The organism is Pandoraea commovens (genome assembly GCF_024704525.1).
GTDB lineage: Bacteria > Pseudomonadota > Gammaproteobacteria > Burkholderiales > Burkholderiaceae > Pandoraea > Pandoraea commovens.
Genome location: NZ_CP102780.1, coordinates 4,666,337 through 4,679,047 on the forward strand (window position 1 = coordinate 4,666,337; position 12,711 = coordinate 4,679,047).

Consider the following 12,711-nt stretch of genomic DNA (forward strand, 5'->3'; position numbering starts at 1 on the left):
TTGTAGTATGGCTTACAACGTTACCCTCGTGCCGAGCGGGCGCGAGTTCCAGATCGAAGATGGCGAGGCCGTACTCTCCGCCGCACTGCGCCAAGGCATCGGCCTGCCCTACGGTTGCAAAAACGGCGGTTGCGGCTCGTGCAAGGCCAAACTGGTCGAAGGCACCGTCGAACACGGCGCACACTCCAGCTCGGCCCTCTCCAAGGACGAGGAAACCCGTGGCTTCGCCCTGCTCTGCTGCGCCCACACGAAAGGCGATCTCGTCATCGAGTCGCGTGAGGTCAAGGGCATCGGCGACATCCCGGTCAAACGCCTGCCCTGCCGCGTGAACGCGCTGGAGCGCCGCGCCGACGACGTCATCGTCATGCGCCTCCAACTGCCCGCTAACGAGCGCTTTCAGTACCTCGCCGGTCAATACATCGAATTCATCCTGAAAGACGGCAAACGTCGCAGCTATTCGATGGCCACCGCGCCCCACGAGGAAGGCTTCCTCGAACTCCATCTGCGTCACATGCCCGGCGGCGTCTTCACCGACCATGTGTTCAACAACATGAAGGAGCGCGAGATCCTGCGCTTCGAAGGCCCGCTCGGCACGTTCTTCCTGCGGGAAGACTCCGAGAAGCCGATCGTGCTGCTCGCCTCGGGCACCGGCTTCGCGCCGATCAAGGCCATCGTCGAACATGCCGCACACAAGGGCCTCGACCGCCCGATGACGCTCTATTGGGGCGCACGTCAGCGCAAAGACATCTACCTGCGCGAACTGGCCGAGCAATGGGCCCGTGAGATTCCCGGCTTCAAGTTCGTGCCGGTCCTCTCCGAAGCCGCGCCCGAAGACGCCTGGGAAGGCCGCACGGGCTTCGTGCACCGCGCTGTCGCCGAAGACCTGCCGGATATGTCGGGCTACGAGGTCTACGCCTGCGGTGCGCCCGTAATGGTGGAGTCGGCCCGTCGCGACTTCATCGCTCACCACCAGTTGCCGGAAGACGCGTTCTTCGCCGATGCCTTCACCACCGAAGCCGATAACCCCGGCGGCGGTCAATGACCCTATGAACCTCATGGCCGTGACGACCGGCCGCCATCGAAGGGATGCGCAAAAGATGCATGCAAACCACACCGCATGCATTCCCTTTGACAAGCGCCGCGTCACCGCCTTATGCTTGCCGACATGAACCTGATTGCCATCGCCTCGATCCGACGTCGCCGTACGCTGCCCCAACCGGGATGCCGCGGCGCACGCTATCGACTGCGATAACACGCAAGTTCTCAAGCACAGCGAAGCCACGGGCAACCCCCGTGGCTTTTTTTATTCCCAAGTCTCTTCTCACCTACCTTCGGAGACCGTTATGTCGCTTGCTCAACCGTCCGCCGCTGCATCGTCAACCTCGTCCAAGGCGGCACGCCATGCCAAGTTCGCCGATTTGCCCACGCAGGCACTGCTGCCGATTACTACGCGTCCCGAACTCGTGTTCACGCACGGCAAGGGCGGCTGGCTGTACGACCACGAAGGCAAGCGATATCTCGACTTCATTCAGGGTTGGGCGGTGAACAGCCTCGGCCATTGCCACCCGGTCATGCGCGACGCCCTCGCCACACAAGGCTCGCTACTGCTCAACCCGAGCCCCGCCTACTACAACCTGCCGATGATCGAGCTGGCCGATCTGCTCGCCAATCTCTCCGGACTCGGTAAGGTCTTCTTCGCCAACAGCGGCGCAGAAGCCAACGAAAGCGCCATCAAACTCGCGCGCAAGTGGGGGCAACTGCACCCGAACAACGCAGGCAAGGCACGCTTCGAGATCATCACGTTCAAGAACGCCTTCCACGGCCGTACGCTCGCGACAATGTCCGCAAGCGGCAAGCCCGGCTGGGATACGATCTTCGCACCGCAGGTGCCCGGCTTTCCGAAGGCCGAGCTGAACGACATCGCATCGGTCGAAGCCCTCATCGGGCCCGAGACGGTGGCCGTGATGCTCGAACCGATTCAGGGCGAAGCCGGTGTCGTGCCCGCAACGACCGAGTTCATGAAGGCGCTACGCGAACTGACGACGGCGCGCGGACTCCTGCTGATCGTGGACGAAGTGCAGACCGGCTGCGGACGCACCGGCACCCTCTTCCAGTATCAGCAGTCGGGCATCAAACCCGACATCATGACGCTCGGCAAAGGCATCGGCGGCGGTGTGCCGCTCGCCGCCATGCTGTGCGGCGACGAGTTCGCCGTCTTCCAGCCGGGCGATCAGGGCGGCACGTACAACGGCAACCCGCTGATGTGCGCCGTCGGACTCGCCGTGATGCGCACGGTCAGCTCGCCGGGTTTCCTCGAATTCGTGCGTGCGCAAGCGGATTATCTGAGCGCCGGATTGCAGCATCTGTCGTCGCGCTACGGCGGTCAGGGGGAACGCGGCGCGGGTCTGCTCCGTGCATTGCTGCTCGGTCGCGACATCGGCCCGCAACTGGTCGAAGCCGCACGCGACATGACACCGGACGGGCTGCTGCTCAACTCGGCACGTCCGAACCTGCTGCGCTTCATGCCCGCACTGAACGTGAGCCGCGAAGAGATCGATCAGATGCTGTCGATGCTCGACACGCTGCTCGCGAAGCACGTCTGAATGCACGCATGAACCCAGCGTTTCGCATGACGACACTCGCCCGAATGTGATTCGCGCGAGTCAGAACGACACCCCATTGGAGACTCCATCGATGAACGACATGAGCCAGGGCCACCCGACACCGCCCGCCGACGCCATCGTCGAAATTTCGGCCGATCCCGCACGGCTCGACATCGGCTTCATCCACAACGCCTTGTCGACGCAAACAGCATGGGCGCAAGACATTCCGCGCAACACGCTCATGCGCGCGATCACGCATTCGCTTTGTTTTGGCGCGTATGCGACGCAGGTCGAAGGTGGGCCTGCACGCCAGGTCGGCTTCGCCCGCGTGATCACCGACCACGCCACGTTCGCCTATCTGGCCGACGTGTTCGTCGATCCGTCCATGCGCGGTCTGGGGATCGGCAAGCGCCTGTGCGAGGATGTGCTTGCGCATCCGGCACTGCAAGGGCTGCGTCGCTTTCTGCTCGCCACGACCGATGCCGCAAGTCTCTACGCGCGCTATGGCTTCGAGCCGCTCGGCGCGGTGAACAAGATGATGCAGATTCACCGGCCGGACATCTACACCGGCCAACAGGAAGCACCATGACCCGCATGCCCGCCGACATCCATATCCGCACATTCGACGACGCGGATACCGACGCCGTCATCGCGCTCTGGCGCGAAGCCTTTCCGGAGTACAACCGCGCCGACAAGCCACATCGCGAACCGCGACGCTCGATTGCCAACAAGGTGGCCATGCAGGACGACCTGTTCTTCGTCGCCGTGCGCGAACGCAAGATCGTCGGCACGGTCATGGCCGGGTATGACGGACATCGCGGCTGGGTCTATTCGCTGGCCGTCGCGCATGCGTTGCGACGTCGCGGCGTGGCAAGCGCGTTGCTGCATCACGCTGAAATCGCGCTGGCCGCACGCGGCTGTCTCAAGCTCAATCTGCAAGTGCTCACGCAGTCGCGCGAAGCCCTCGCGTTCTACAACGCACACGGCTACGCCGCCGACGATGTCATAAGCCTCGGCAAGCGGCTGCCGCTGGCAGCGATGGCGCAGTAGGCGCTACGTCGCGCAGCCTTCGAATGTCGTGAAAACACAAAGGGCGCCGGAAGTTGCCTTCGGCGCCCTTTGCTCATCCACGGACCGACTGGCGACGGCTCGCCGTCGGTCGGTCACGCGAATTCGACACTCACTCCCCCAGATACGCGGCGCGCACCTTCGGATCGTCGAGCATGTCCTTCGCGTCGCCGGTCATGGTGACCAGCCCGCTGTCCATCACGTAGCCACGATGTGCCGCTTGCAGCGCCAGACGTGCGTTCTGCTCCACGAGCAGCACCGTCACGCCCTCGCCCGACACCGTACGCACCACTTCGAAGATCTTCTCCACCATGATCGGCGAGAGACCCATCGACGGCTCGTCGAGCAGCAACAGCTTGGGCTGGCTCATGAGCGCACGCGCCATGGCCAGCATCTGCTGTTCGCCGCCCGAGAGCGTGCCCGCGAGCTGATCTTTACGCTCTTTCAGACGTGGGAAGATGCCGAACATCTTGTCGATGTCCTGCTTGATGCCCGCGTTGTCGTTGCGCAGATACGCCCCCATCTGCATGTTCTCGAGGATGGTCATGCGCGTGAAGATGCCGCGACCTTCCGGCACCATCGCCAGCCCCTGCTTGAGCAGATCGAACGCCTTCACGCCGCGAATCGACTTGCCCAGATACTCGATGTCGCCATCGGCCCACGGCAACAAGCCCGTGATGGCCTTCATGGTTGTCGTCTTGCCTGCACCGTTCGCGCCGATGAGCGTGACCAGCTCGCCCGGCTCGATGCTCAGGTCGATGCCCTTGACCGCCTTAATCCCGCCGTAAGCGACTTTCAGGCCCTTGATCGTCAACATTGCGCTCATCAATGGCCTCCCGAACCCAGATACGCTTCAATCACCGCCGGATTCTTCTGGACATCCTGCGGCAAACCTTCGGCAATCACCTTGCCGTAATCGAGCACCGTCATGCGGTTGCACAAACCCATCACCAGCTTCACGTCGTGCTCGATGAGCAGAATCGTCTTGCCGTCGCTACGGATCTTGTCGAGCAAACCGCGCAGCTCGACCTTTTCCGTGGCGTTCATGCCAGCGGCCGGTTCGTCCAATGCCAGCAGCTTCGGATCGGTGGCGAGCGCGCGCGCGATCTCCAGACGACGCTGGTGGCCGTACGAGAGGTTCGCTGCCGTGTAGTTGGCGTACTTCGCCACGCCCACGTATTCGAGCAACTCCATCGCACGATCGCGGATGGCGCGCTCCTCGGCCTTCGCACCCGGATACCGGACGATGGCGCCGATCACACCCATCTTCGTACGCACGTGACGCCCGACCATCACGTTCTCGACGACGGTCATGCCGCCAAACAGACGAATGTTCTGGAACGTACGTGCGATACCGGCCTTGGCGACTTCGTGCACGGCGGTCGGCTTGTAAGCCGCACCGTCGAGCCGGAACTCGCCGGAGTCCGGGGTGTAGAGACCGGTGATCACGTTGAAGAACGTGGTCTTGCCCGCGCCGTTCGGGCCGATCAGCCCGTAGATCTGCCCCGGCTTGATCTCCAGGCCCACGTCAGTGAGGGCCTGCAGACCGCCGAAGCGCTTGTTCACGCCCTTGACGGACAGAAGAATTTGTTCGCTCATATTCAGGTCATCTCCCTCGACTTACAGAGTCCGCTCTTCCGGACGCGGCGACGGCCACAGGCCGGCCGGACGGTACAGCATGATCAAAATCATGGCCAGACCGTACAGCAACTGCCGGATCACTTCGGGATCGACGATGACGCTACCGAACAACTTCATCTGCAAGGGTCCCAGGGTCGAGCGAAGCAACTCAGGGAAGGCCGAGAGCAGAACACCGCCCAGGATCACGCCCGGAATGTGGCCCATGCCGCCGAGCACCACCATCGAGAGCACGACGATCGACTCCCAGAAGGTGAACGACTCGGGCGAGACGAAACCCTGGAACGCGGAGAACATGCCACCTGCCACGCCGCCGAACGACGCGCCCATCGCAAACGCAAGCAGCTTGATGTTGCGCGTGTTGATGCCCATTGCCTTGGCGGCGATTTCGTCTTCACGAATGGCCACCCAAGCGCGTCCGATACGCGAGTGCTGCAAGCGCACACACACAAACGCGATGAGTAGCGCGAGGATCACGAACAGGTAGTAGTACATGTACACCGAGTTGACCTGCACGCCGAAGAAATTGTGGGCCTTCGAAAAATCGAAACCCATCAGCGATGCCGGTTGAATCCCGGTAATCCCCATCGGGCCGTTGGTGATGTTCACCGGCCTGTCGAGGTTGTTCATGAAGATACGGATGATCTCGCCGAAGCCCAGCGTCACGATGGCAAGATAGTCGCCACGCAGACGCAGCGTCGGCGCCCCCAGCAAGATACCAAAGATCGCCGCAATAGCCGCCCCTATCGGTATCGTGAGCCAGACCGGTACATGCAGGCCACCCGGGAACATCGAGGCAATCCAGGAGAAGTGCACGGTCAGGTGCGGCGAGCTGAGCAAGGCCGTGACGTATGCCCCCACCGCATAGAACGCGATGTACCCCAAATCGAGCAGGCCAGCGAAGCCCACCACGATGTTCAGGCCCAGCGCGAGCATGATGTAAAGCAGCGCGAAGTCGAGCACACGCACCCAGTAGTTGCCGCCGGCGTAGCCGACGAGCATGGGTGCGAAAATGGCAGCGATCAGGAAGAACGCAAGGCCGCGATAGGCCTTGCGGGTCGCGGCGGCGGCAGAAATCTGCGTCGCCGGCGACGTTTGCACGGGTTGATTCATGATGTCGATCCTCCCCGCTTATGCACGATCTGCCACGCGCTCGCCGAGCAGACCGCTCGGACGGAACACCAGCACCACAATCAGCACGACGAAAGCGAACACGTCCTGATAGTTACTCCCGAAGACGCCACCGGTCAGATCGCCGATGTAGCCCGCCCCCAACGCTTCGATCAGCCCAAGCAGCACGCCGCCGACCATCGCCCCCTGCAAGTTGCCGATACCGCCGAGCACCGCAGCGGTGAACGCCTTCATGCCGGGGATGAAGCCCATGTAGAAGTGCGCGTTGCCGTAGTTCGAGGCCATCATCACGCCTGCGAGCGCGGCGAGTGCGCCACCGAGGGCGAACGTCGCGGAGATCACGAAGTTCGGGTTCACGCCCATGAGACCGGCGACGTTGCGGTTTTCCGCCGTCGCACGCATGGCGCGCCCGAGCTTGGTGCGGTTCACGAGCTGGGTCAGACCGAACATGACGAGGAACGCCACGACCACGATCACGATGCCGGTGCCGTTAGTCACCGCCCCTGGGTGGCCGTCGCGCGGCGGAATGACGTTCATGGCGTCGGTCGGCAGCAGTTGCGGGAACGAGAGGGGGTTACGCGACCAGATCAGCATGGCGATCGTCTGCAGCAGCAGCGAGACGCCAATGGCGGTGATCAGAGGGGCCAGGCGCGGCGCGTTGCGCAACGGCCGGTAGGCCACACGCTCGATCACGAAGTTGGCTATCGCACACACGGGCATACACACGAGCGTGGCAATCGCCAGCATGAGCGCCGGGTTCATGTCCGGCGCGATCTTCAAAAGCAGGTTGATGGTGGACAGCGCGACCATCGCGCCGATCATCATCACGTCGGCGTGGGCAAAGTTGATGATGCCCAGAATGCCGTAGACCATCGTATAGCCCAGTGCAATGATCGCGTAGACGCTGCCAAGCACGAGGCCGTTCAAGATTTGTTGGATAAAGATATCCATGAAGCTAACTCCTTGTCCCGGAAACGGGCTCTCGACACGCTTGCCCGATAAGGCGCGCGAGGGGGCCGAGAGAACTGCGGGTTATGAGGCGTAATCCTGTGTCAGGAGGAGAGCCGTGCCCGTCATGCAGGCACGGCCTCTTTCCGCAGATAGTGATACGGCACCGAACGGGTAGGCAGCGGTGCCGTTTCATGGCGCGAGCGCCCGGGACTTACATCTTCACCACGTCAAGCACGCTCTTCTTCTTATCCTTGTAGTTGTAGAGCGTGATCACCGGCTCCTTCATGTCGCCCTTGCTGTCGAAGGCGATGTGGCCGATGACACCCTTGTAGTCCGTGGCCGGCATGGCCGCCAGGATCTTGGCCGGGTCTGCCGAGTTGGCACGTTTCATCGCATCGATGATCACGTTGACGGCGTCATACGTGAACGGGGCGTAGATCTGAATCGGCTGCTTGAAGCGGTCTTCGTAACGCTTCGAGAAGTCCGCACCGCCTTCCATTTTCGACAGCGCCATACCCGCTTCCGAGCAGACGATGTTGTCGATGGCGTCGCCAGCGAGTTCGGCCACCTTGTCGGTACACACGCCGTCACCGGCCAGCACCTTGGCGCCAATACCCAGTTCCTTCGATTGCTTGGCGAACGGACCGCCGGTGGCATCCATACCGCCGTACATGATGATGTCCGGCTTCTCACCCTTGATCTTGGTCAGAATGGCGCGGAAGTCCGTGGCCTTGTCGTTGGTCGCGTCGTGCGAGAGCACCTTCAGGCCGTTGGCCTTGGCGGTCTTCTCGAACTCGTCGGCCAGACCCTTGCCGTATGCCGTGGCGTCGTCGACGATGGCGACCGACTTGGCGTTGAGCGACTTGGTCGCGTAGTTAGCCAGTGCCGGACCCTGCTGTGCGTCGGTGGCGACCACGCGATAGGTCGTCTTGAAGCCCTGCAGCGTGTAAGCCGGGTTGGTCGCCGACGGCGAGATCTGCACGATGCCCGCATCGCTATAGATCTTCGAGGCCGGGATCGTCGTGCCCGAATTCAAGTGGCCCACCACGGCGACAACCTTCTCGTCGACCAGCTTCTGAGCAACCTGCGTTGCGGTCTTCGGATCGGCGGCGTCGTCTTCTGCTACCAGCTCAAGCTTGACCGGCTTGCCATCGATGGTCAGACCCGCCTTGTTGGCCTCTTCAATGGCCAGGCGTGCACCATTTTCGTTATCTTTGCCCAAGTGAGCAATTTGGCCCGTCAACGGTGCAACGTGACCGATCTTAATGACAACCGCATCGCCGCCCCCGCTGGCGGCAGTCGTCGCGGCAGGTGCAGAAGCGGCACCCGAATCGGCCTGCTTTTCTTCCTTCTGGCCGCAAGCCGCCAGCAGCGTCACCGCGGCGACTACGGGCAGTACCTTCGCGAACTTGAGTTGCATGTGATTATCTCCAGATTGTCGGCGATTTAATAACGCCAAATCGATGTTTCGTATGCGAAACGCGCGCATTGTAACTCCATTCTTTGCGGCTGCGACGCCCGTAGCCACAGGGTTTTCCATAATGGAGGACTAAGGTTTTATACCGACTTGTGCAACCCTATCTTTTCAAAAGCGCAACCCCGAATTTGTGAATGGTTTTACGCGCCCGCGCGCGATTCCCCGGGCGGCCTTATGGTGCAACCGGTGCACCATTCAAGGGCCCGGATGCCATACCAATCTAGTAAGCAATTAGCATGCCCATTGGATTTGGAGGGTTCTTTCTAATTAAGCAAGCATATAAATAATTAGATTCCGGAAATCCGGACGATTTTTATTTTCTTTAATTCTATGTTCGTTGAATTATCAATAATGTCATTCGGTTTTGGCAGACGAGACGTTAAAACCTCCAATTTCCGACATGCGGGGGTTGTGCGAAATTTGCGGTGACGGTGCGAAAATACCGCAATGGTTTTTTTGCAGCGTTCGACGGGCGGATGGACGAACGACGGTCGGCAACCTCAGGCGGCCTGATGCGACCGGCAGAGGATTGGGGTGCGGGGCAGGAAGCGCAGGCGGGCGGGAGACGCGGGCGGACAGGCGTAAAAAAACCGGGGCCGTGAGGTACGGCACCCGGTTTATCGGCCATGCAGTGTGAGCACAGGCCGTGAGTTTTGCTGCGGGTGGTCGGTGCGCCGCTGGCGCCGCAGCCTAACCCGGCGTACTGCTTCTTAGCTCGCCATTTGGGTCAAGCCCTTGGGCAGCGGGAACGCGATGTTCTCTTCCACGCCGTCGAGCACCTTGACCTGATTGACGCCCAGTTCGCGCAGACGCGACACGATCGACTGCGCCAGCACCTCGGGTGCCGAAGCGCCAGCCGTCACACCGATGCGACGCTTGCCGTCGAACCACTCCGGCTTGAGCTGATCCGGCGAATCCACCATATAGGCGGGCACACCCATTTTCTCGGCCACTTCACGCAGACGGTTCGAGTTGGAGCTGTTCGGGCTGCCGACGACCACGACCACGTCGCACTGCGGTGCCATGAACTTCACCGCGTCCTGGCGATTCTGCGTGGCGTAGCAGATGTCCTGCTTCTTCGGCTCGGTGATCAGCGGGAAGCGCTTCTTGAGCGCGTTGATGACTTCGGCAGCGTCGTCGACCGACAACGTCGTCTGCGTCACGAAAGCCAGCTTGCTTTCGTCGGCCACTTGCAGCGCGAGCACGTCTTCGATCGTCTCGACGAGGAACATGCCCTCGCCCGACTGCCCCATCGTGCCTTCCACTTCAGGGTGACCCTTGTGGCCGATCATGATGATTTCGAGACCTTGTCCGCGCATCTTGGCGACTTCGACGTGAACCTTCGTCACGAGCGGGCAAGTCGCATCGAAAATGCGCAGACCGCGCGATTCGGCCTCGGCACGCACCGCTTGCGAGACGCCGTGCGCGCTGAAGATCAGCGTGTTGCCCGAAGGCACATCGGACAATTCTTCGATGAAGATCGCGCCCTTCTTGCGAAGGTTCTCCACGACATACACGTTGTGCACGATTTCGTGACGCACGTAGATCGGTGCGCCGTACATCGCCAGCGCGCGTTCGACAATCTCGATCGCGCGGTCGACCCCCGCGCAAAAGCCGCGCGGCTGAGCCAGCAGGATTTCTGCATCCGACAACATCGGTGCTACGACTTGGGTGGCGCTCATTTCGATTCCTACAGAATGCCAATAATCTGGACTTCGAACACGATCGGCTGGCCCGCCAGCGGATGGTTGAAGTCGAACAATGCCCAGCCGTCGCCCAGTTCGCGCAGGATGCCCGCATAGCGGCCACCGCTCGGCGCGTTGAACTCGACCAGATCGCCAACGCTATATTCTTCCCCGAAGTTGCTGTTCTCCTGCAACGTCTTCATCGAGACGCGTTGCAGCAGATCCGGATTGCGCGGGCCAAAGGCCTGCTCCGGTGCCAGCTCGACGCGGCGTCGCTCCCCCACTGTCATGCCCAGCATCGCCTGCTCCAGCGTCGGCGCCATCTGGCCGCCGCCCAGCTGCATCGTCGCAGGGGTGCCTTCGAAAGTGTTGACAATGTCCGCGCCATCGGGCGCGCCAATCCGGTAGTGGAGCGTCAGATAGGAATTGTCTTGAACCACGGGGGTTGCAACAGAACTCATGGGGGTCTCACAGCAAGGTCAAGCTATTATTGTAAGCGACGACGCGTTGCGCGTCCGGCTCCCCATCAAAGCCGCCCCGAAATTTTCCCGTGGCGGCTTCCCGGTTTGTCTTTCCCTTGTCATCCGTGACACCCGCGATCATGCGCGTGGCCGTGTCCGATCATCGGTCCCCGATGCTGGAGTCGTCATGTCCATCGCCCACTGGCCGCTCGCTGAGCGCCCTCGTGAAAAAATGCTGGCCCATGGGCCGAATGCCCTGTCCGATGCCGAATTGCTCGCCATCTTGCTGCGCACCGGTTCGCAAGGCCGCAACGCCGTCGAACTCGGGCGCGAGTTGCTGACACGCACCGGCTCGCTTGCCCGCCTGCTTGCCACCCCGTTCGAGACGCTGCGTCAGATACCGGGGCTTGGTCAGGCGAAGTCGCTCCAATTTCAGGCGGCCCTCGAAGTCGCGCGCCGCATGTTGCGCGAGGGAATGCAGTCGGGCTGCCTGCTCGATTCGCCCACCCGCGTGCGCGACTATCTGCGGCTCACGTTGCAGGATATGTCTCGCGAGCGCTTCGTCTGCCTGTTTCTGGATGCAGCACATCGGCTGGTCGGCACGCGCATCATGTTCGAGGGCACACTCACCCAGACATGCGCCTACCCGAGGGAAATCGTGCGTGCAGCGCTGGACCTTCATGCGGCTGCCATCATCGTGGCCCACAATCACCCGTCCGGCATCCCGACGCCAAGTGCAGCCGATCTTGCGCTCACGCGTCAACTGGGCGATGCACTGGCCCTGCTGGAGATCCGTCTGCTCGATCATTTCATCGTGGCGGGAGACACCGTCTACTCAATGGCCGAGGGCGGTGAACTGTGACGTGGAACAACACCCTGCACACAAATTCGGCAACCGGGTCGCTTTCGGGCCCGGCTTACGCTATACTCCTTCCCTTCCCGAATCTCCGACAGACGTTTCCCGCCAGGGACTCACGTCCTACATCGACTAAAGCGATTGATTTGTCTGGGATTTTTGTGGTATTATCGCGGTCTGTCTTTTCGACTCACCTTTTTTTACACAGAATTCTGGGTTAGGAGTGCTTCATGGCACGCGTATGTCAAGTGACCGGGAAAGCGCCGATGGTCGGCAACAACGTTTCCCACGCCAACAACAAAACCAAGCGTCGTTTCCTCCCGAACTTGCAAAATCGCCGGTTCTGGGTTGAGAGCGAAAACCGCTTTGTGCGTCTGCGTCTTTCGAACGCCGGCTTGCGCCTGATCGATAAGGTCGGCATCGATGTCGTTCTCGCGGACCTGCGTTCGCGTAACGCCATCTAAGTTTAGGAGCTCATCATGGCAAAAGGCGCTCGCGACAAGATCAAACTGGAATCGACCGCAGGCACGGGTCATTTCTACACGACCACCAAGAACAAGCGTACCCATCCGGAAAAGATGGCTATCAGCAAGTTCGACCCGGTGGCTCGTAAGCACGTCGAATACAAAGAAACCAAGATCAAATAAGATCAACAGGTTTCATCGCAGTAGCTTGCTACTGCGTTCGATACCCCGCCTCTGGCGGGGTATTTTCGTTTACGCGTCCCGAAAAGTGCACCGCTACGCTATGCGTAGTCTTTGCAAGCACGATTTCCCCGATGTGCGCATAGGGTCATGTGCCACGCGCGTATTGACTCGCTATACTGGGTCCTCTCCCATTA

At 61.2% G+C, this 12,711-nt stretch carries 14 protein-coding genes; 7 read left to right on the forward strand and 7 right to left on the reverse strand.

Going from position 1 to position 12,711, the window contains the following annotated elements; translation table 11 throughout:
- Positions 1-7: 7 nt before the first annotated feature.
- The 4 genes from NTU39_RS20930 (at position 8) to NTU39_RS20945 (ending at position 3,653) form a co-directional block, all read left to right on the forward strand.
- The gene (locus NTU39_RS20930; protein ID WP_150664341.1) at positions 8-1,042 is read left to right on the forward strand and encodes a CDP-6-deoxy-delta-3,4-glucoseen reductase; all 1,035 of its coding nucleotides are present in this window, start codon (positions 8-10) and stop codon (positions 1,040-1,042) included.
- Between the two features lie 301 nt (positions 1,043-1,343).
- The gene (locus NTU39_RS20935; RefSeq protein ID WP_246184556.1) at positions 1,344-2,603 is read left to right on the forward strand and encodes an acetylornithine transaminase; all 1,260 of its coding nucleotides are present in this window, start codon (positions 1,344-1,346) and stop codon (positions 2,601-2,603) included.
- A 91-nt stretch (positions 2,604-2,694) separates the two neighbouring features.
- Positions 2,695-3,192 carry a GNAT family N-acetyltransferase gene (locus NTU39_RS20940; RefSeq protein ID WP_257958477.1) on the forward strand — a complete coding sequence of 166 codons (498 nt, stop codon included), beginning with the start codon at positions 2,695-2,697 and terminating at the stop codon, positions 3,190-3,192.
- Positions 3,189-3,653, forward strand: a complete 465-nt coding sequence (locus NTU39_RS20945; RefSeq protein WP_150664343.1) for a GNAT family acetyltransferase — start codon at positions 3,189-3,191, stop codon at positions 3,651-3,653. The genes NTU39_RS20940 and NTU39_RS20945 overlap by 4 nt, the downstream gene beginning before the upstream one ends.
- 130 nt (positions 3,654-3,783) lie before the next feature.
- On the opposite strand, the gene NTU39_RS20950 is transcribed toward NTU39_RS20945, so the two are convergent.
- The 7 genes from NTU39_RS20950 to NTU39_RS20980 all read right to left on the reverse strand — a co-directional run bounded on the left by NTU39_RS20950 (position 3,784) and on the right by NTU39_RS20980 (position 11,014).
- Complete coding sequence (locus NTU39_RS20950) at positions 3,784-4,497, reverse strand: ABC transporter ATP-binding protein (RefSeq protein WP_373275326.1); 714 nt, start codon at positions 4,495-4,497, stop codon at positions 3,784-3,786.
- The gene (locus NTU39_RS20955; protein WP_150664345.1) at positions 4,497-5,270 is read right to left on the reverse strand and encodes an ABC transporter ATP-binding protein; all 774 of its coding nucleotides are present in this window, start codon (positions 5,268-5,270) and stop codon (positions 4,497-4,499) included. The genes NTU39_RS20950 and NTU39_RS20955 overlap by 1 nt, the downstream gene beginning before the upstream one ends.
- Before the next feature lie 21 nt (positions 5,271-5,291).
- Entirely contained in the window at positions 5,292-6,422 is a 1,131-nt protein-coding gene (locus tag NTU39_RS20960) for an ABC transporter permease subunit (RefSeq protein ID WP_150664346.1), read from the reverse strand.
- Positions 6,423-6,440: 18 nt separating this feature from the next.
- Positions 6,441-7,391: a branched-chain amino acid ABC transporter permease gene (locus tag NTU39_RS20965; protein ID WP_150664347.1), complete on the reverse strand. Its 951-nt coding sequence runs from the start codon at positions 7,389-7,391 to the stop codon at positions 6,441-6,443.
- Between the two features lie 211 nt (positions 7,392-7,602).
- Entirely contained in the window at positions 7,603-8,811 is a 1,209-nt protein-coding gene (locus NTU39_RS20970; RefSeq protein WP_150664348.1) for a branched-chain amino acid ABC transporter substrate-binding protein, read from the reverse strand.
- Positions 8,812-9,578: 767 nt separating this feature from the next.
- Positions 9,579-10,550, reverse strand: a complete 972-nt coding sequence (ispH, locus tag NTU39_RS20975; RefSeq protein WP_174984641.1) for a 4-hydroxy-3-methylbut-2-enyl diphosphate reductase — start codon at positions 10,548-10,550, stop codon at positions 9,579-9,581.
- An 8-nt stretch (positions 10,551-10,558) separates the two neighbouring features.
- Complete coding sequence (locus NTU39_RS20980) at positions 10,559-11,014, reverse strand: FKBP-type peptidyl-prolyl cis-trans isomerase (protein ID WP_039400826.1); 456 nt, start codon at positions 11,012-11,014, stop codon at positions 10,559-10,561.
- A 187-nt stretch (positions 11,015-11,201) separates the two neighbouring features.
- Here NTU39_RS20980 and radC point away from each other — a divergent pair, with 187 nt between their 5' ends.
- From radC to rpmG, 3 genes are all read left to right on the forward strand, one after another.
- Entirely contained in the window at positions 11,202-11,876 is a 675-nt protein-coding gene (gene radC / locus NTU39_RS20985) for a RadC family protein (RefSeq protein ID WP_046292941.1), read from the forward strand.
- Between the two features lie 224 nt (positions 11,877-12,100).
- On the forward strand, positions 12,101-12,334 hold the full coding sequence (rpmB, locus tag NTU39_RS20990; protein WP_150664350.1) for a 50S ribosomal protein L28: 234 nt from the start codon (positions 12,101-12,103) through the stop codon (positions 12,332-12,334).
- Between the two features lie 15 nt (positions 12,335-12,349).
- A complete protein-coding gene (gene rpmG, locus NTU39_RS20995) occupies positions 12,350-12,517 on the forward strand; it encodes a 50S ribosomal protein L33 (protein ID WP_039400834.1) in 168 nt (55 codons plus the stop codon).
- The last annotated feature ends 194 nt before the right edge of the window (positions 12,518-12,711 follow it).